General features: G+C 33.3%; 18 protein-coding genes. 6 read left to right on the top strand and 12 right to left on the bottom strand.

Translation table 11 applies throughout. The features are described from left to right. Positions 1–38: 38 nt before the first annotated feature. Positions 39–701 carry a hypothetical protein gene (locus A4F88_RS03345; RefSeq protein ID WP_068841097.1) on the bottom strand — a complete coding sequence of 221 codons (663 nt, stop codon included), beginning with the start codon at positions 699–701 and terminating at the stop codon, positions 39–41. Positions 702–814: 113 nt separating this feature from the next. Beyond that, positions 815–1,612, bottom strand: coding sequence for a hypothetical protein (locus A4F88_RS03340; RefSeq protein WP_068841096.1), 798 nt, complete (start codon positions 1,610–1,612; stop codon positions 815–817). A 250-nt stretch (positions 1,613–1,862) separates the two neighbouring features. Here A4F88_RS03340 and A4F88_RS03335 point away from each other — a divergent pair, with 250 nt between their 5' ends. Beyond that, on the top strand, positions 1,863–2,288 hold the full coding sequence (locus tag A4F88_RS03335; protein WP_068841095.1) for an SRPBCC family protein: 426 nt from the start codon (positions 1,863–1,865) through the stop codon (positions 2,286–2,288). 79 nt (positions 2,289–2,367) lie between these two features. On the opposite strand, the gene A4F88_RS03330 is transcribed toward A4F88_RS03335, so the two are convergent. From A4F88_RS03330 to A4F88_RS03315, 4 genes are all read right to left on the bottom strand, one after another. Beyond that, positions 2,368–2,859, bottom strand: coding sequence for an acyl-CoA thioesterase (locus A4F88_RS03330; protein ID WP_068841094.1), 492 nt, complete (start codon positions 2,857–2,859; stop codon positions 2,368–2,370). A 54-nt stretch (positions 2,860–2,913) separates the two neighbouring features. Next, positions 2,914–3,495 carry a TetR/AcrR family transcriptional regulator gene (locus A4F88_RS03325; RefSeq protein ID WP_068841093.1) on the bottom strand — a complete coding sequence of 194 codons (582 nt, stop codon included), beginning with the start codon at positions 3,493–3,495 and terminating at the stop codon, positions 2,914–2,916. A gap of 227 nt (positions 3,496–3,722) precedes the next feature. Next, positions 3,723–4,538, bottom strand: coding sequence for an alpha/beta fold hydrolase (locus A4F88_RS03320; RefSeq protein WP_068841092.1), 816 nt, complete (start codon positions 4,536–4,538; stop codon positions 3,723–3,725). 230 nt (positions 4,539–4,768) lie between these two features. Next, on the bottom strand, positions 4,769–6,004 hold the full coding sequence (locus tag A4F88_RS03315; protein WP_068841091.1) for a DUF763 domain-containing protein: 1,236 nt from the start codon (positions 6,002–6,004) through the stop codon (positions 4,769–4,771). Between the two features lie 251 nt (positions 6,005–6,255). Here A4F88_RS03315 and A4F88_RS03310 point away from each other — a divergent pair, with 251 nt between their 5' ends. Further along, on the top strand, positions 6,256–6,891 hold the full coding sequence (locus A4F88_RS03310; RefSeq protein WP_068841090.1) for a hypothetical protein: 636 nt from the start codon (positions 6,256–6,258) through the stop codon (positions 6,889–6,891). A 151-nt stretch (positions 6,892–7,042) separates the two neighbouring features. After that, positions 7,043–7,495: a hypothetical protein gene (locus A4F88_RS03305; protein WP_068841089.1), complete on the top strand. Its 453-nt coding sequence runs from the start codon at positions 7,043–7,045 to the stop codon at positions 7,493–7,495. 91 nt (positions 7,496–7,586) lie between these two features. On the opposite strand, the gene A4F88_RS03300 is transcribed toward A4F88_RS03305, so the two are convergent. After that, positions 7,587–8,186 (bottom strand): DUF6624 domain-containing protein, encoded by a 600-nt coding sequence (locus tag A4F88_RS03300; RefSeq protein ID WP_068841088.1) that lies wholly within the window; start codon positions 8,184–8,186, stop codon positions 7,587–7,589. A gap of 506 nt (positions 8,187–8,692) precedes the next feature. Here A4F88_RS03300 and A4F88_RS03295 point away from each other — a divergent pair. Next, a complete protein-coding gene (locus A4F88_RS03295; RefSeq protein WP_068841087.1) occupies positions 8,693–11,644 on the top strand; it encodes an Ig-like domain-containing protein in 2,952 nt (983 codons plus the stop codon). 107 nt (positions 11,645–11,751) lie between these two features. Here the strand turns inward: A4F88_RS03295 and A4F88_RS03290 are convergent, their stop codons facing one another. Beyond that, a complete protein-coding gene (locus A4F88_RS03290; protein WP_068841086.1) occupies positions 11,752–13,158 on the bottom strand; it encodes an alkaline phosphatase in 1,407 nt (468 codons plus the stop codon). A 298-nt stretch (positions 13,159–13,456) separates the two neighbouring features. Between A4F88_RS03290 and A4F88_RS03285 the strand changes: the two genes are divergently transcribed. Further along, complete coding sequence (locus tag A4F88_RS03285; RefSeq protein WP_068841085.1) at positions 13,457–13,705, top strand: hypothetical protein; 249 nt, start codon at positions 13,457–13,459, stop codon at positions 13,703–13,705. A 97-nt stretch (positions 13,706–13,802) separates the two neighbouring features. On the opposite strand, the gene A4F88_RS25115 is transcribed toward A4F88_RS03285, so the two are convergent. Then, complete coding sequence (locus tag A4F88_RS25115; RefSeq protein WP_082815687.1) at positions 13,803–15,524, bottom strand: carboxymuconolactone decarboxylase family protein; 1,722 nt, start codon at positions 15,522–15,524, stop codon at positions 13,803–13,805. 159 nt (positions 15,525–15,683) lie between these two features. Between A4F88_RS25115 and A4F88_RS03275 the strand changes: the two genes are divergently transcribed. Then, a complete protein-coding gene (locus A4F88_RS03275; RefSeq protein ID WP_068841084.1) occupies positions 15,684–16,577 on the top strand; it encodes a helix-turn-helix domain-containing protein in 894 nt (297 codons plus the stop codon). A 127-nt stretch (positions 16,578–16,704) separates the two neighbouring features. On the opposite strand, the gene A4F88_RS03270 is transcribed toward A4F88_RS03275, so the two are convergent. The 3 genes from A4F88_RS03270 to A4F88_RS03255 all read right to left on the bottom strand — a co-directional run bounded on the left by A4F88_RS03270 (position 16,705) and on the right by A4F88_RS03255 (position 20,507). Next, on the bottom strand, positions 16,705–17,439 hold the full coding sequence (locus A4F88_RS03270; RefSeq protein WP_068841083.1) for a hypothetical protein: 735 nt from the start codon (positions 17,437–17,439) through the stop codon (positions 16,705–16,707). Between the two features lie 15 nt (positions 17,440–17,454). After that, entirely contained in the window at positions 17,455–19,836 is a 2,382-nt protein-coding gene (locus A4F88_RS03265; RefSeq protein ID WP_068841082.1) for a TonB-dependent receptor, read from the bottom strand. A 254-nt stretch (positions 19,837–20,090) separates the two neighbouring features. Next, entirely contained in the window at positions 20,091–20,507 is a 417-nt protein-coding gene (locus A4F88_RS03255) for an EamA family transporter (protein WP_068841080.1), read from the bottom strand. Between the last annotated feature and the right edge of the window lie 118 nt (positions 20,508–20,625).

The raw sequence follows: 20,625 nt of genomic DNA, 5'->3' as shown, positions 1-20,625 counted from the left end.
AAATTATCAAATGGTTTTGAAATGTTTTATAAATTTGATTAACAGCAACTTATAACAGATACTGCTTTTTTAAGTTTTTTTGAATAGCCAATATAAGAAGTATCTTCTTCTGCAAGTGAAATGCTGAACAAAGGTCTTTTATCATTTTGGCATTCTATAAATACATCATAATTTTCAAAGTTTTCTCTTGATTCTCCCAAAACAGGATCCTTTTTTATTTCATTTTTATCAGATATATCCGTTAGCGAATTGATGTCTAATATTTCTTTGGCTCGGTTCAGGATATTTTTTTCCAATTCTTCATCGCTTTTAATAAATTCTAAATCATAACCATTTACAATGTATCTTGTGGTAAAAGATCTTTCGTATATCAATTGCCCTGCATTATTAAAAATTTGAAATACGGATGTAGTCTGATTTATATTTCCTTTAGGAATAGTAAAAATGAATTTATCATCAGTTGATAAATCTGAAAATTTCGCAAATACAGAGTCTTTGAATTGTTCTCTAATTACGGTATTACTATCATCAAAATATACCGTTTCAATTGTTTTTACGGTGTTTAGAGTATCCTTTTTGGTTTGAATATCTTTTAAGCTGTCATGTGCAATTGCAGTCTTCTTGATTTCATGCTTTTCAGATCGATTGCAGGCATAAAAAAATAAAATAGCTAAGAAAAAAAATAAAGTGTTTTTAAACATGGTTGATGGTTAGATAGAGTTATAATGAAATTAAATATACATAAATCTTTTAGGCTGTCTTAGTTTTTAATAAGTCTGTTTTGAAGTAAAAATTTTAGACAAATTATTGTGTTTTATCTTTTGGTCTGTTTAATAATTTCTTTTAAAGTCAGCCATTGTTCCTTTTTGATAGTTTCGTGTCCGCTTTCCTGAGTATGATGACCTGTAAAAAATAACACAGGCATTTGTTTTTGCGATTTTGGGTCGTTTTCCTCGTTACCATCTCTGATGATTTGATGGTTTAAAGAGCAAAATAATTCAGTAACAGTTCCATTTGTTCTTGCTTTTATATTCTTAATATCCCACGGATAACCCCAATATTTTTTTTGATTTTCAATTATAACCGGATTTATATAAAGTAGTGTAGATATTTTTCCGGTTAATAAATTTAAATCTGTAATTGTATAGTTTGCTCCCTCTTCGTCGCCAACTGCTTCAAACATTTCAGGCTCAGGATCGCTGTCTAAATTGATAAACCAGCGATAATAAAAACCATCTGTATAATGTTTTGCTTTTCTAATAGTTTTATAGTCTGATGAAACCCAGTATTCATTACCAATACCAAGTGAGTCAACTTTGGCCTGACATATATAATCAGGAATATTATCACCTGTAAAATCGATTGCTTCTACATTTTCAATTTTTTCCTCAATAAACTTTGCAAGTTGATCTGTTACAGGTATCTTTTTTGACTTTATAAAGTAAACGTCTTGAAATGTTTTTGATGAATCTGCTGTTGCAATTTCATTAGTACTTTTTGCTTTTTGTTCTGTAGTGTCTGAATTTACAGCATCTTTTTCGGTTTTTAAAGTGTCTTTGCACGAAATGAAAAGTCCGGATAAAACGGCGAATAGTAAAAATTTCTGTATCATAAATGTCTTTGACTTTAAAATTTTATTTCAATCTCGTAAATCATTAAAATTCGATTGAAAGATGATATATCCTCTTTTAGAAATACAATAGTACTATTTTTTTAGGTTTGTTGAGAAATAAACTCATTAGCTAATTTTTTCAGAATACAATATGATTTGTCCGATATTCCCCCTTTGCTTGTCTTAAATGTACTGTAGGCTTGGTAATTAAATATTTATATTTGTTTATGAAACTTAACTAATACTGAAAATGGAAAAAATCGAACATATCAATTACATCAAAGCACCTCTTGAAGATGTTTATAGCGCATTGACAACTCAGGAAGGACTTGGAGCTGTCTGGACAGAAGAGTTAATTGTAAAAGCAGAATTAGGTTTTGTCAACGAATTTAATTTCGGGGATAATGATAATACAAAAATGAAGATAATCGAATTATCTCAGAATAGAATAGTATGGGAATGTATAGCATCTGACCCGGAATGGATTGGAACAAAAATTTCATTTGACCTGATACAAAAAGAAAAAGTAACGGCAATTGTACTCAAACATTTTGACTGGCGCGAACTGACTGAATTTTACCAATGGTGTAATTACAATTGGGCAATGTTTTTATTGAGTCTTAAAAGTTATTGTGAAGATGGGGAAGGAACGCCTTATCAAAAACGCAAATTCTAACTTTATTAGATTGTGAAATAGAATAGAAAAAAGTAAAAGCCCACTCAGGAGAGTTGGGCTTTTAGTTTAGTATGCTAATTTATGCATGTACTTTTTCTTTTATTTTTTGAATGATTTCCAGAGATCTGTGTTCAAAAACAGACTGATCTACAGGTACAACAACAGATTCAAATAGTTTCATTAAATCCTCAGAATGATTTGATACTTTTTTTGTCTGAATGTTAAACGGAATAAACTTTATCCATAGAATTGCCTTTAACTCGGTTTCGGCTTCATTCCACATTTTCATTTCAACCAACAAAAGATTATCGGCATACTTAATGAGTTGTGATTCAATAACTACTGTTTCCATAGTTGAAGCCGGTTTCAGGTAACTAATTTGATTAGAAGCAACTACCCAGCTTAATCCTGTTGTTTTCATGTATTTAAATACATCAAGATCGTAATGCTCTGCAATTTGATCTTCACGGGTATTAATAAAGTATTCTAAATACTTTGAGTTGTTTAGATGATTAAAAGGATCGCAATCCTGAAATCTAATTTTTCTTTTGGTTTTTAATATTTTTTCCATTTTACAGAGATATTATATCACATACCAATCGGTATCTGACGGGTTAAATTTTTTTTATTTCCTGATAGCATTAATTATTGAGCTGTCTATAAAGTCCATAGCATTGTCAATATAACTTTGATCATTATGTGTAAATGCCAAAAGTGAACTTCCTTCAATGAGAGATAAAAATATTTTAGCATACTTGACAGGATCAGTATTATGCTGAATTTCATCATTTGCAATACCTTCTTCAATGATATTAGTAAGGCCTGAAGTAAATTTTTGAGATAAATTTTGTGCTGTTTTAAATAACAACGGATTGATAAATTTAGTATCAATTCCAGCCCTCAACATAGGGCATCCACCTCTGTCTTTCACTAAATCATAATAGCTACGATGATAATTTGTAATTGCATACAACTTATTTATACTGCCTTGTGTATTGGCAACAAGTTTAAACAGAGGAGTTATAGCAAGGTTTATATTGAGTTGAAATGACTTTAATGCCAGATCTTCTTTATTTGTAAAATTGCAGTAAATAGCACCTTTGGTCAGACCAGTTGCATTTGTAATATCAGTAAGGCTGGTTCCAATGTATCCTTGTTTATTAAAAATAGGAGCGACTTTATCTAATATAAATTCAGAAGTATTCATGGCTTAATGAAATAAGATTCAGAACAAATATAATGATAAATACCGATCGGTATGTAACAAAAATCAACATTTTAAAATTTTTATCAGAAAATCAAAGCTCAAGCCAATAAAAATCAAACTTTACAGGATTATTTTTTATTTATAAAGAAAGTGGGTACGTTACGAAATGGGTACAAAAAAACTCTAATTTATAATTAGAGTTTTTTTAGTAATTAGTGCAGAAGCAATTATTTAATAAACTTCAGAATATCGTTATTGATCGTATCAGCCTCTGTTGTTGGCATACCATGAGGAAATCCGGGATACGAAATTAGTTTTCCGTTTTTCAACAGTTTAGCAGCTCTGTGCGCCTGATCATAAGGAACAATCTGATCATCTTCTCCATGCAATACCAGAACCGGAATTTCTAAACTCTTTAAATCTTCTGTAAAATCTGATTCAGAGAATGCTTTTATACCTTCGTAGTGAGCTAAAACAGAACCCATCATTCCCTGACGCCACCAATTATGTTTAATACCTTCCTGAACTGTTTTTCCTTCACGGTTCCATCCATAGAAAGGAATCGGAAAATCATAAAAATACTGTGCTCTGTTAAATCCTGTACCTTTTCTTATTTCATCAAAAACAGACAATGGCACACCTTCAGGATTTGTTTCAGATTGGATCATTATTGGTGTTACTGCGCTAATTATTACTGCTTTGGCAACACGTTCTTTTCCGTATTTTGCAGCATAACGTATTACTTCGCCACCACCTGTGGAATGTCCAACATGTATAGCGTTTTTTAAATTAAGAGCAGCTGTCAATTCTGCTACATCTGCTGCGTAGGTTTCCATGTTGTTTCCCTCAGCACTTTGTCCTGAACGCCCATGTCCGCGTCGGTCATGTGCAATAACACGATATCCTTGTTTAAGGAAAAACATCATTTGGGCATCCCAGTCATCGCTGGATAATGGCCATCCATGATGAAAAACAATTGGCTGTCCTGTTCCCCAATCTTTATAATAAATCTCTGTTCCGTCTTTTACTGTAATTGTGCTCATTTTGTTTTGGTTTTAGATTAATAAATTTTAAAAGAAAATTTTCTAACTGCGTATGTAATTAAATAGCTGTTTAATGTACTGGCTGTTGTCGAATTTCTGATACAAATTTAGATACACAGTAAAGTCCTGTCGATTAATCTACATTAAGAAATAAATGTTTATACCAAATTTCCTGACCACATTTAATATTTTGTATTCTCTAAAAAATTTTGGCTGTATTGACAACCGGCTTAAAATAATTCCAGTTGGTTATTTGGATTAGCAGGTTTTGCTTTGGGAGGTTTTGCTTTGGGAGGTTTTGCATCACCAAAAACAGTTTTCCCGCCATATTTGTATGATTCATCACGTTCTCTCTGAATCAAGGCGTCAAAGTTTGCATTGGGAGTAAAGCTTTCTTCGGCTTTTTTTGAGATTTCAGATAATTTACGAATGGCTTCTATTTTATCACTATTACCAATTTTAGCACGATTAATTGCCTTTTGTAAAGTATTTATAGTCTCATCATATATTTTTACCGGAACAGGAAACGGATGTCCGTCTTTTCCTCCGTGAGCAAATGAAAAACGTGCAGGATCTTCAAATCGGGTAGGAGTGCCGTAAATGATTTCGCTAACCAGTGCCAACGATTGTAAAGCTCTTGGTCCCATTCCTTTTAAAAGTAATAGTTCTTCAAAATCTTCCGGTTTATTTTCATGAGTAGTCCAGAGCATTGCGCCCAGTCTTTTCATATTGACATCTTCCATTCTCACATCATGATGCGCAGGCATAGCAAGATATTGCATTTCCTTTATGATTTTTGCCGGTGATTCTTTCGATAATTCTAAGATGCCTTCTCTCGATTTTGCGGCTTCTCCGGCAGTAAGGTTTAAAATACTACCTTGATTTTCACCATAAATAAAGGTATGAGGTTCATTTATAAAAGATTTTACATCAGGCGAATGCCAGTGATATCTTCTGGCTGTTTTAGAGTCAGGGTTCATTCCTTGCTGAATAACAGCCCATTGCCCTTTATTATCAACAATAAAATTATGTTGGTATAACTGAAATCCATCCTGAATAGCTGTGTTATCAACTTTGGCGGCAAGCCTGCTGCAATTTGCAAGAGTATTGCCATCAAGCCCTGTTTTATCCCCTACAAATAAAAGTTCCTGTGGTGTTAAAAGGGAATGTTTTCCTTTGCCTTCGCAGATATATATACCTAATTCTTTTGAATGCGGGTTTACTGATTTTTTTAATGCGCCAAGTACAGAAGTTGTAATTCCGGATGAATGCCAGTCCATTCCCATCACGGCACCAAAACTTTGAAACCAAAACGGGTTACTTAGTTTACTGATCACTTCGGCAGTAGAAAATTCCAGGGCAATAGTTTCTACAATAGCAAAACCAAGTTTAGACATTCGCTCAGAAAGCCATAATGGAACCTGTCCATAATGTAAAGGAAGATCTGCTGTACCGGAACGTTTCATCTGATGAGTTTGAATTTATACAAAAATACGTAAAAATACTTCGTAGCGTATGATTTGCTCTGTAGTTTGACAATACAGATTATCGCTATTTAATTAAAATTCAGGATTCAAAAAGCTAAATTTAGAAGTGCCCTTTACATTTTTTGAAAAAAGTTAAGAAGTAAAAAAAACTATTCGTTGATTTTTATAGATTTGTAAAATCTAAGCATTTCCAAAAATTAGTTGAGAAACTATTATAAAATCCGAAGACAATGAAATCTGTTACCTCTATATTTTTATTTTTAATGCTTGTCTGTTCGAACTCTTACTCACAATTGAGTTCAGATAAAATATTCGAAAGCTTTAAACAAGGAGAACGGACAAACTGCTCATCTATTGCTTTTATCAAAGCTTCTTTAAATGTTTATGGATTAGACAGCCTTTTTGTTATTGAAAATGTAAACGATAGTTTGCATAAAATAACATTAAAAAACAACGCATCCTTTGAGTTGAAGAAAGAAGAAATACATAAAGCTAAAATTTCTGCCGGTTTTGTATACATCAAAGACAATAATGAAAGCGAAAGAATAACAGACTATGCGGTATTAACTTATGCTGTAATGGCAAAATACAAGCAAATTATTGATAAGGAATCGACTTTTGACAGAGCATTAGAGGATTTAGAAGATGGTGCAGTATATACACCAACCATTTATAAATATTTAGGTTTTTCAATAGGCAAACAGATACAAAAACTAAAACGACAATCCGGAAGTGAATTTTGTGGAGTTGTTGCGTGGTCAACAGCACATGCTGTTTTTGTTTGTGAAGAATTTATGGATTACTATGGCACCAGAAAAAGTATATGGATAAAGTATCCGGGACGTTTCAGAATCATCAAGTCATAAAAGAAAGATTCTTTTTTTTAGTATAAATTGTATTATTTTTCTTCTAAAATTAATTTGTTAAAATTTTTATAAAAAAAAGAAATCAATACAGTTGCAAATTAAGTTAATTTATATATTTTTGTTTTTATCAAAAACAAATGACCCCAACAAAATGAACAGCAAGATTATAATACTAAGTATCCTTTTCTTCTTGACAACAGGTGCAATTTCTGCACAGGCAAAAAACGCCCCAAGAAGTATTATCAGTACAACCGCGTTAATCCGTAAATACCATGATCAAAAAGAATTGAGTGGTATGCAAAAAGGAGAACTTCTGGAATTGTACATTGAGCGTATTAAAGTTTTAGTAAAAACGCTCCCTTACATTGCTTTGGTAACTAAACCAGGTGTTACAATGGCAGACCTTGGTATTCCGGACGATGGTGACCACAAAAAAATATTAGATGCTCAGGCAGTAGGAACTACAACTTTCTTAGATACTACAGTAGAGTTTCAAAGAAAAATGATGCCTTACTCTGATAAAGGAAACCTTATCGCGGCAATCTTATTCTACGAAAACACATTAAAGTCTTTACACGAATTCAACGAATTGAACGAAATGTAATAACATAAGATCATAAAATTTAAAAACCTCCAAAGTCATTTGATTTTGGAGGTTTTTTTATTTGAAATAATTTGTCTGCAATGAGGATGTTTTACTTTATCCAGCCCGTTTTTTTTCTCCATTCGATGATTTCCTGTTTTCGTTTTTCCTGATCTTTTGATGGGGATTGATTTTCTTCTGCAATACGTTTACGCATGATTTCTATTTGATCTTCTAAAGTAGGAAGGCCTATTTGTTTTCTTCTTTGATTTACTTTGGTTAAATCATCAAAATAGTTAGGGCTTAATTCTCCATTTTCATCCCAATCAAACTGAGTTCCGTAAAGTTGTGGTTTATCTTCAAAAACAGCAATTCGATCAGTCAGGTAAGCTAAGTTTATTGGATTTGCTTTATTCTTAGTAATGGCTTTTTTTAATTCTTCTGCGCATTTTTTCATGAATTCCGGCTGTCCAATAGAGTGTTGTATAATGAGCCATGCTGCTTCGCTGGCTTCAGTGCCTACTTTATCAATTGTTGGATAACCTATTGTATCGATTATATCATTTAACAACTGAGCATTTTTGTTGTGTAGTTTTTCTATCTCCTTGTTATAACCATCTGAAAGCTCTTTTTTTTCTATAAGACTTTCTCTGAGTTTTAAATCAGCATTTTTTAATTCAATAATTCTTTCAGCAAAAATATTATAGTTCATTATTGTAGAGATTTAAGGAAATTAATCATAAGTTTTATAATTAGATATCGATAGTATAGATTATAAAATTAAGGCTATTTTTTTATTGTATACTGCAAAGAGATAATGTTTAAATTTTATGAGATTGATAAATCAACCTTAAGTGCAGTCATTTTTTAAATTCGTATAATTGATTAATTAAGATTATATCAGCTCTATTATTTTTTAAGGTACTATAATAAAGTATTTCTATTATTGAGTTTTAAAAAAGAGAATGTCATTAAAAATAATATTAATTTTTTCCATATTCTCAATCTTTGGCTTGCATTATGAACTTTTAAATCTATATCACTTCTTGATTTTTTATTTTTAAATAAATTACCAATGTGTTGATTGTTAGTTGTTTGTGTTTTAAATAATTTGTTTAAAGTCTTGATTTTTAATGCATCTTTTTTTTAATTTCTTTTTTAGATCTAGTTTCGTTATAGCCTTATTTATAGGAACTTACTAACTAAAAAACCGAAATTATGAATGAACAATTACATGTTATTTTTTTTAAAAGAGCGAAATATTTTCATATAATATGGATTTTTTTTGTCCTCTTAACCTCAAATTTATATGCACAGCGTGGTTATTATGACGCACCATATAAAAGGTATGAAGCCAACTTAGGTCAATTGTCTAATGGAGCCACGGTTACTTCAAAATCATACATACAGGCTTATCTTCAATCTGAAGCCTCAGATCAGCAATGTGTAAACATGTCGGCAACCAATGCTACGGTGCAATGGACACTTTCAGAAGCAGCAGACGGACTTGTAATTCGCTACAGTGTACCTGATGGACAAACGGGAACTTTGGGCGTGTACAACGGAAGCACAAAAATTACAACACTTACACTGACTTCGACCTGGTCCTGGGAATATTTGTGGAGTAACGGAAACCCAAATAATACAGGAATTACAAATCAAAATCCAAGAATGCGATTTGATGAAGTACGCTATAAACTTCCAAGTAAAATAGCTGCATCAGGAACGTTAAGACTGGTAAGAGAAACAGGTAATATCCATTTGGATTTTGCAGAAATGGAACCTGTTTCAGCGATCGTTACAGCTCCGGCTGGTTCAGTGACTTATACAGGAAACGGAAGCGATCTTCAGACTTTTATTGATGCAAACGGAGGTAAAAAAATATTTGTTCCTGCCGGAGTTTTTAATGTTAATCGTGAATTGTATTTTGGCTCTGCCAACACTTCATTAATTGGTGCCGGAATATGGTATACCCAGATTAATTTTACCAATACCAGCAGCGGTAACGGAGGATTAAGAGCAAACGCAAGCAATATTTCGTTTAGTGATCTTTATTTGACAACCAATTCTGCTTCGAGAAGTAATTCTTATAAAGCCATAAATGGTGTTTTTACTTCTGGTTCAACAATAAAAAATATTTGGGCAGAACATTTTGAATGTGGCGCCTGGATTGCACAATATAATGTTGGCGGACCGGCAATTGCCGATGGATTTACTTTATCTAATTGTCGTTTCAGAAACAATTACGCGGATGGAATTAATCTTTGTAAAGGAACTGCAAATGCCATTGTTGAACATTGTAATTTTAGAAATAACGGTGATGATGATCAGGCGATCTGGTCTGCTGATGGTCTGGAATGTGTTAATAATACTTTTAGATACAATACTTCAGAAAACTGCTGGCGTGCTTGTGGTTTAGCTATTTATGGCGGAAAAAATAATAAAGCTTACAATTTAATTATAAAAGATAATTTAGAAGCAGGTATCAGAGTAAGCAATAATTTTCCGGGAGCACCATTTAATAATGATGGCATGCACGAAATACACGATATCACAGTATCGACTTGTGGAACTTTTAATGATACGTACAACAATCCGGTAGCAGCAGTAGATATTTTTAGTGCTACTAATGCAGGATCTCAGGTTAAAAATGTTCAGCTTTATAATATTGACATTTTAGATTCAAGAAATGATGCTATTTCTATAAGTAAAAGATCAGGAGATGGTATTTATAACCTTAGTTTTAAAGATATAACAGTTAACGGAACCGGTAAAGAATTTCCAAATAACAATGCACTTAACAGAAACTGGGGCAGAGGTTATTTTGTACTTATTGCAGGTTCTCCGGCTGGAAACGGAACTTATTGCAACATGAATTACTCTAATAGAGGAGGTAATGCAGCATCTAATGAAGAAACCAGTGCAATTGGTACATTTTCATGGACAGCGGCTTCTAATTGTTCAGGAACACCAATTGTTGCGGTTACAGGAGTAACAGTTTCACCAACAACAGCGACTTTAGGTGTTGGTGCAACACAGCAATTAACTCCAACTGTTGCTCCGGCCAATGCAACAAACAAAACAGTAAGTTATAGTTCTAATAATTCTGGTGTAGCAACCGTAAATGCATCAGGTTTAGTAACAGCCATTGCTTCGGGATCTGCAACGATTACTGTAACAACTCAGGATGGTGCTAAAACTGCGACTGCTGCAATCACGGTAAATTCATCAAATGTTGCGGTAACAAGTGTAAGTCTTAGTCCTTCATCGGTATCATTAGCGGTTGGGGCAACACAACAATTAACAGCAACGGTTCTGCCATCTAATGCTACTAATAAATCAGTAAGTTACGCTTCAAATAATACAGGTGTGGCAACAGTTAATGCAACAGGTTTGGTAACAGCTATTTCAAACGGAACTGCAACGATTACAGTAACAACCGCAGATGGAAATAAAACAAGCACGGCTGCAATTACGGTTAGCACAGCAACCGGAAACTATTTTACCATTAAAAATAAATGGACTAATAATTATTTATACGATGCAGGAGCTAATGTAGGTTACGGAACTACTGTTGCAAACAATAATTACAAATGGGAAAAAGTTGCCGTTGATGCCACTTATTTTATATTAAAAAATGTAGGTACCGGAGATATAATGCATATCGAAAACTTAAACGGAGCTGTACAATGTACAGCAGGATCATCTGACTGGTGGAGTGCGCAATGGTCAAATGAAAATGTAGATGGTACCTGGGTGAGAATTAAAAACAGATGGCAGACAGGAAGCATGATTCATATCGAAAATCTAAATGGTTCTGCACAGTATGCCGGAGCTCAAAACAACTGGGAAAGTGCGCAATGGCAGTTTCAATCTGTTTCTACATCAAAAAAAGCAGATCTTAATGTGGAAGAAGTAACAGCCGGGGATAATATTGCAATTAGTATCTATCCGAACCCGGCAACCCACAATGAATTTAATATTGTTCTGCCGGAATTAAAGTCGGGAGATGCAGCTACAATTACTGTTACGGATATGAATGGAAGAAAAGTTTTGGTAAAGAAACTAAATGTTTCTTCAAAAATCAATCATGATTTGGCTTCAGGAATATATGTTGTTACTGTAAATGCTGGCACTTATAATGTTTCTAAAAAACTCATTGTAAAATAAATAATCATACTAATTTTAAACAACCTCCAAAGTCATTTGATTTTGGAGGTTTTTTTTGATGCTGAATTATGAAATGAAAAAATAGTACTGTAAATACTTATTCAGGTTTATACCTCTTTTACATTTGCAGCTTTTAGCATTAAATAGTGTAGTTCTATATTTTGCACAAAAGGCTTTAGCAGCTCAGCACCCGGACCAAAAGCCGCAAGCTCAACATAATCACCGGAGTGGTCCATACTGATCCATCCTACATTATTATGTTTTTTCTGAATTTCTGAATACGCTTTAAAAGGCAGTTTTTTGTAATTGTAAAGTCCGGTTTCCTGCTTTTCAAGTCCGGAATAAAAGTTCAATAAATATTTAGCTTCATCGTCTGTAAGGCTAATTTTATTGGTTTGGTATATCCAGTCTTTAATCTGCTGCAAATTAAAATCGGCATGAATAGCATTCAGGATATACTCATTAGTGTATTTATAATCTGCGATGCTGTTGAAATTTTTTACTGCATCGGCTCCATATATAAGCCCCGGATTTGCATTTCCGTGGTCTGTTGTTATGATAACCAGAGTCTCACTATCTTTTTCGGCAAAATCAATCGCCGTTTTTACGGCTTCATCAAAAGCCAGCTGATCGTGTATCAACGCTGCAATATCATTGGCATGTGCTGCCCAGTCAACTTTTCCGCCTTCAATTAAAAGCACAAAACCATCTTTATGATCTTTCATCTGATTGATTGCTGCAAGACTCATTTCTGCCAGAGTCGGAGTCTGCTGTAATTCAGGAATGTTGGTTCTGTCTATCGAATAGGGAAGTGCTCCAGATGCAAAAACACCCAATGTTTTTGTTCCTTTTTTTACTTTTTCTAAATCTGATTTTTCTTTTAAAATCTGATACCCTTTTTGTTCGTAAATTTTATAGATATCTTTTTTGTCGGATCTTTTTGAAGGGTTGAAAAATTCATCACCGCCTCCCATCATAACATCAAGACCAAGATTCGCATACATTTCTGCAATTTCGTTTTCGGCATTTCTGCTGTCTGAATTCACACAGAAACCAGCCGGAGTAGCATGGGTAATCGTGACAGTAGTTACACATCCGGCTTTTTTACCTGCATTTTTGAATTTTTGCCATATCGGAAGGTATTTTTCTCCATTAGGTCCTATGTTTAGAACACCATTTTTAACGCGGTGTCCTCCGCCAAAAGAGGAGCTTGCGGCTGCAGAATCAGTAACAGCAGAGCTTGCAGAAGCGGTGTCCATTAAAGCTCTTGAGACTTTATTTTCAGTATATAGATTTATCCAGTTTCCGTTTTTTCCTAAGATGTTCTGAGAATACAAATTTGCCATCTGAAGTGTCCCTGAACTCATCCCATCACTGACCATGAAAATGATATTTTTTGCTTTTTTACTTTTTCTGGATATTGCTTCTAAATCATTCGAAAAAATAACCGACGGACTAATGGTAAACAGTCCGGTTAATAGTGTTGAGCCTTTTAAGAATTTACGCCTGTTCATTTTAATTTTTTTAATGTACAGACAAATTAAAAACATTTTTATATTTAATGCAACTTTATTGCGTTAAGTAATTGTTTCTTTTTTACTCAGCCTCCTGAATTTGCTATGTGTAATGACTTAATTTAACATTTAAGTTTCAGATATATTTCAATCTTAACCTTAAAAAAATGTGTTTAAATAAATTGTTATTAATTTGTTAGTAAATAATGATTTGTCTTCGATTTTTTAACAGATCAAAAAATAAATATTTTCTACATTTGATAGGAATAAGATCTTTATTAATTTAAAAATACTTGTAATGGAAAAAGCTATAAAACTAAAAGTTCGTAAGGAGTTGGATAGTCAACAACAGTTCAATATAATTAAATTAAAGGGAAGTTTAATTTCTAAGGGATACACAGAAATTATACATATTCTGGATCAGGATGATGAATTCCATATTAACTCTTTTGAAACTCCGGTTGAAAGTAAAACCGAAGTTCAGGAATTTATCAATGCTTTTATCATTAAAGAAAATCTGGCAGATACAATATCGCTTTTTAGATAAATAGTAGCTGTTGATTAACCATATCAATAAAAAACCTCCATTAGATATAATGGAGGTTTTATGTTTATTCCGAAGTAGTTTCAAGTTTAAATAGCGCTTATAAAAATTTGGTATAAAATTGAGTTAGCTTAGTCACTGCCTGATTTACGTATTCAGGTTTCCAATATGTTTCGATATGAGTTGCGCCATCAATAAGAAATAATTCTTTATTTTTTGCATTAACCGCTTTACCAAATGCATCTTCGGTCATGTAATAGGAGTCAGCTTTGCTGCCTGCAATCATAAGTAAATGTTGTTCAATTAAATCCATATTGGTTGCAGCATCAAAAGTCATTAAATCCAGTAAACTGCTTAAGGTATATTTTGCACTTGAGTTTGGATGTGAATATGTTATTGTATAATATTCAATTCCTTGTCGGTATAAATCTACCGGAATACTGGCAATCTGTTCTTTTGTCATCGGAGTGCTGCTATTGTTTGCATATAAAATTTCACCTCCTGCAGCTTCTTGTGCCCTGGCATCTGAAGCCTGTTTAAGTCGTTCCTGAATTGTAGAAAGTTGCGAATTCATATATCCATTACGTCTTACAAGTCCTGAGTTAAACATACTCAAAGTTGCAACAGCTTTAAAACGTTTATCTGATTGTGCTGCTTTTAAAGAATAACCACCACCGCCACAAATCCCTAATAAACCAAGTTTTGAGGTGTCAACGCCAGCATATTGAGAGATGAAATCTGCCATAGCATATATATCTTCGATTCGGTTTGCCGGTTTATCAACATTTCTGGGAAAACCACCACTTCCGCCCTGATAAGCGGCATCTGCCGTAATTGTAATGTAACCCTGTTCTGCTAAATGTTGTGCATATAAACCAGATACCTGTTCTTTTACACCGCCATTTGGATGTGCAATAACGATAGCCGGATATTTATTTGAAGCATCATAATTAGCTGGTGTATAAACATTCGCTACTATAGTAATATCTTTAATTTTATAACTAACAGGATGAATGTTAACCTTTCCTTTTATATTTTCAGTAATAGCTCCATCGTATACCAAGGTATAAGGATTTTGCTCACTTTTTTTGTTTTCATTATTTTTCATGTAGATATTTTTTAAAATTTCTTTTATTGAATTGCTTTCTATTGGACCTGTTTTGATCTGAAGAATTTCTGCTATATTGTTTAATTGCGTTTCGGTAATTCCGTTATAAATACCAACATTGATATGGGAACGTAATTGTGTTTCGGCATTGCCTAAACTTGCCAATGTGGCTATTGTGACTATTTCTCTGGTTTTAAAATCTAAAATATCACGGCTAAAGATATCTGCAAAAAGGTGTTCTTTCAGGAAAACATCAATAATAGGGGCAAAATCAGCTGTACTTGTTTTCATTTCTTTGCCCAACAGTTTAGTCTGTAATGCGGTTCCTCTTTTCAGTTTATTTTCATTGGATGTTACAGGAGAAGAGCTTTTTCCAACTTCATCATGAATTCCGTTTTTTTTGCGCTCTTCCAGGACTGTAATAAAAGTGCTTAAGGCATTTAAAGTGCGCGGAAAACCGGCATAAGCATATATCTGTATGATGATTTCTTTTATTTCATTGATACTCAGTCCGGCATCCAAACCACTATTTAGGGAAATACGTAATTGAGTCATGTCTCCTTTGGTCGTAAATGCAGCTATTGGAACTATACTTTGTTCTTTTCTGGTCAATGGTTTATCTGTTTTCATATTTGACTGAGCGCTTAATACATTTATAAATCCTGGTTGAATTGTTAGTAATAGTAAAAAAAGGAGTGATTTTATCTGTTTCATATTCAGTAGTTTAAATTAATAGTACAAATTTCTTTAAATTAAAAAGACTGAAGCTTATACCAATTACGGAATTGCTTACCAATATTACAGATTGACAAATGTTTAAGAAAAAGGCACTCTTTATTTTATAGCTTTGTATTAAATTAAACCATATTTAAGATGGATGATATTATAAAATTCGATACGATAAGCCAATACAATGCTTTTAACAGACAGGAAACATTACATCCTTTAGTAAGTCTTGTTTATTTAGATAAAGCTGAACCAAGACAACATCGAAAGCTGAATTATAGTTTTTATACTGTTTTTTTAAAGCAAATCTATTGTGGTGATCTTCGATATGGTTTGAGTAATTATGATTATGAAGAAGGAACACTGATTTTTTTGGCTCCCGGTCAGGTTATTGGTCAAAATAGCGATGAATATTATCAGCCACAAGGCATTGCTTTAGTATTTCATCCTGATTTACTGCATGGGACATCTTTGGGCAAAACGATACAACAATATAGTTTTTTTTCTTATGCTTCAAATGAAGCATTGCATTTATCAGAACAGGAAAAACAAATAATTGTAGATTGTTTCAATAAGATTAATTACGAACTTCAGCATGCCATCGATAAACACAGCAAGCACTTAATCGTAGCAAATATTGAATTGTTCTTGGATTATTGTACGCGTTTTTATGATCGTCAGTTTATTACCAGAGATACGGTACACAAAGGAATTTTAGAAAAATTTGAAGATTTACTGAATAATTATTTTTCTTCTGATAAACCTTTAAAAATGGGATTGCCTGCTGTTGCGTATTTTGCTGACGAATTGAATTTGTCTGCTAATTATTTTGGTGATTTGATAAAAAAGGAAACCGGAAAAACAGCTCAGGAATACATACAATCTAAAGTTATTGAAGTGGCGAAAGAAAAAATATTTGATCAAAATAAGTCTTTAAGCGAAATTGCTTATGCATTAGGTTTTAAATATCCACAGCATTTTACCCGTTTATTCAAGCAAAGGGTGGGAGTTTCACCAACAGAATACCGACTCCTGAATTAAAAAAACTGAAATTGTAAAATATAAAAAACGCTTAAAACATTCTATTATAGATTGTGTTTTAAGCGTTTTGTTTAAATAATAGGAACCGAATCTTTTACATTGTTATAAAATAACCGATTACAGGATCTTATTGCTGTAAAAAATAATAATTACAACGATGGCGTTTGCTGGTGTAATTGACATTTTTATATGATCCTGAAACGGGTTCAGTCCAATCTTGACGAATGATGTATAAACCTTTCATTGTTGGATAAAATACTGCTTCACCATCTTTATTCAGGATTAATTCTTTCTCCCAGTTTTCAGGATTAAAAACACGAAGTTTTGTTCCTGCTTTTGTAGGCTTGCCATCAAAATAAGCTTTTACTGTTAACTTTCCATTTTCAGAAATCGTTATTAAGTCAAGCTTCTGGATGGGATGACTTTCTGGTACACTAAAATTCCCCACATTATATATCGCAGCTATGTAGTCTATTGGCAAAATGTTTTCACCTCCGGAAGCAGAGCGATCTACAACAGGATGTTTATCATTAATTCCAATAATGCGATATTCTCCATCTGCTTTTGGAGTAAAAACAGCCAGCCACGAATCTTTTTGAAGTGTAAGCTTTAATTCCTGTTCATTGCCTTTAGAATCTATAATACGCATTCGAAAATCTCCTGCTAATTGCAATTCTTTTCCGGTATCACGATGACGTATGCCATATTCATCCATACTGCCATAACACAATTCGATATTTACAGGCTCATTGATTTTGTTGCTGCCTTTTACATCAATCCAATAAGCACTTGCGAGTACTTTGGGAGAAAACAGGTACAAACAAAAAACAATAGCAATCCTGATGAATAGTTTATTTTTCATGTAAAGAAAGATCTTTTAAAATTTCAATGCAAAGCTACCAATAAACTGAGCAGGCATTTGTGGTGTAAGCCTTACATTCCAGGCTTTTTCGCTGGTAAGGTTATTTACTTTAAAACTTATTCTGTATTTAGGCTGGTCATAATATAAAGCAGCGTCAAACATCTTATATTCAGGAATTGTAACTTTAGTTGTTTGAGTATTGATCACATAAGACATGCTTCCGTAATTACCTCCAAAACCAGCACCTAATCCTTGAAATTTACCTTCCGGAATACGGTAGCTTAACCACACGTTTACAGTATTTGCAGGACCAGAAAGAGCAGGGCGTAAGCCATTTACCGTTGCATCAGCCTTAGTATATTTACTGTCATTATAAGCATATCCGGCAATTACATTGAATCCTGAAAATGGATTTGCTGTAAACTCAGCTTCAAAACCTTTGCTTCGTTGCGTACCATCCTGAATAGAATAAGTAGGATCTGTAGGATCTTGTCGTAATGAATTTGCAACCTGAATGTCATAATAACTCAAAGTACCCACAAGGCGGTGATTAAAAACATCTCCTTTTACACCAAATTCAAGTTGGTTGGCATGTTCAGGTTTAAAAGCTGTACCATCAAGAGCCTGTCCGCTTTTATTTAAGAAACCATTCATATAATTCGAAAACAATGATAAATGATCTTTACTTAATTCATATACTAACCCCATTTTTTGAGAAAGTGAAGTTTGGTTGTACGGTCCGGCGGAAGTACCATTAGCACCAAGTCCGCCAGCAGTAACACCTGTAGCGATATTGTAAACACCAAGATATTCATAACGGTCTACACGTAAACTTGCCATTGCTAACAATCTGTCTGTTACATTAAACACATCAGATACATAAACAGCATACGTATTGTCTCTGTTTTTTTCTTTACGTAAAGTACCTTTTCCTGCCTGAGCCATTGCATTTACAATTTGCAGGTTTGTACCCGAATTGGCTGGAGGATTAATAAAATCGAAAGTATCAGTATTGATCGTTAATCGGTCAAAATCATTGTAATTGTTATAATAATCCAAACCTACAACCATACGATTTCTAAACTTTCCGATTTTAAAATCACCAATAAAGTTTTGCTGGATATCTGTTGCAATAAAATTCGTATTTCCTGAAATTACCTGTACACGGGCTGTGGTATCACTCATTGCATTTATTGCAGTTATGTTACCATCGATGGTAGAACGTGCTCTGGAGAAAATAGTCTGAGAAGTCCACTCTTCAGATATTTTATAATTAATTTGTCCAAAGATATTTAACATCTGTGTATTGTAAACCAAATCATTACTCATGAAAGTTCTTTTGTAAGGAAAGGCAATGTCAACAATAGAGCGGGTTGTATTACTTTTATTGTAAGGATTAAAACGTACTACAGAAGTTCCTTGTTCCTGACCAAACTCTACATCAAGCAATAACGAAAGTTTGTCTGTAATTTGATATGAGAAACTTGGCGCGATACTTATGTTTTTGGTAAAACCAAGATCCTGAAAGCTCTTTTGTTGTGTTGTGGCTCCGTTAAGCCTGAATAAAGCTGTTTTATCTTCATTTACAGGAGTGTTTACATCTACAGTAAGACGGTTTAAATTATAGCTTCCGCCAGAATAGGCAATTTCTCCGCCAAAATCATTATACGGTTTTTTAGTTACACGATTGTATACACCACCATAACTGCTGGCTACACTTGCACCAAATAATGTTGCCGAAGGGCCTTTGATGGCTTCTATACGTTCAAGATTTACCGGATCAATTGAAGAAAAAGCTTGTCCGGCTACACCATTACGTGCATTTGGTTCAGTTTCAAAACCACGGGAACGAAAAGTTACACGTCCCTGATTGGCAATCATTGGCACACCTGCACCAGGTACATTTTTAGAGATACTTCCCAAGTCAACTGCGGATTGCTCTATAATCAATTCTTTAGATACTGTATTGTAAACTTGTGGATTTTCAAGGTTTTTTAGAGGTAAACGGGCAACATATTTACTTTCTTTTTTAGAAAATCTGTTGACATTTCCGGAAACAGTCACTTCTTGTAAAGCCATAACGTTTTCTTGTGGTAATTGATAATCAACAGTTGAAATTTCTCCTGCAGTTACAGTCGTTTCAATTTCTTTTTCGGCAGCACCTAGAGCTTGTATTTTAATATGATATGTAGCAGGAGCAACATTTTTAAAACTATAATTACCGTTTATATCCGTAAGAGTAGAACGGTTTAATTCGACAATAGAAACAGATGTTGAGGCAAATGGCTGACCATCAACCAGTTTTATTTGTCCTGAAATAGTACCCGTTGATTGGGCAAAAACAGAAGTTGTGCTTACCAGTAGCGTTACCAGAAAACAGTATAAAAATCTATGCATAAAATTTAAATTGAGGGTGTTTATAAGAGCCGCAAAAATAAACAATTATTTAGATTTAGTCTTAATTAAGTAATTTTATTCACGATAATTTTATATCTGTGAGAAACTCTGAAAATTCCGATTTTCTACAGATTTTGCTCTTATAAAGTCAGTTTTGAGTAGTATATGCGGGAAAATAGCCATAGCTTTTTTAGCGAACATTATTTTAATCAGAAATGTAACTTTAAAAGAGAAAAATATATAAGTATTTATTGTTAACTGTATATAATTATTATAGTACATCCAATAATCATGACAACTCCAATAATACCAAGAGGACTTATCTTTTCATTTAAAAACAGAACAGAGAGAATGATGGCAATGGCAACACTTATTTTATCAACTGGGGCGACCTGTGAGACTTTTCCAATTTGTAAAGCCTTAAAGTAAAAAATCCAGGACAATCCGGTAGCAATTCCTGATAAGCATAAAAAAATTATATTTTGCTTCGTGAGCAAATGAATTGTATTTGTACCACCTCTAAAAAAAGCAATTCCCCAGGCGAGAATCAGGATAATAACAGTTCTTATAGCAGTTGCTAAATCAGTATCGACTCCTTTAATTCCCATTTTAGCAAAAATGGCTGTCAACGCAGCAAAGAATGCAGAAAGTAAGGCAAATATCCACCACATAATTTCTAATTTTTAAATTATTAACTAGTTAAAAAAGCAAATTAAATGTATGATTTAGTTTTTAATTAGAATTTACAGAATTTATTTTTATTCAGGATAAATTCAAAATTCAGGTATT

This window comes from Flavobacterium chilense (genome assembly GCF_001602525.1).
GTDB classification, from domain to species: domain Bacteria; phylum Bacteroidota; class Bacteroidia; order Flavobacteriales; family Flavobacteriaceae; genus Flavobacterium; species Flavobacterium chilense.
Note: the sequence above shows the minus strand (reverse complement) of the source record. Positions and strands in the feature narration are given on the sequence as shown.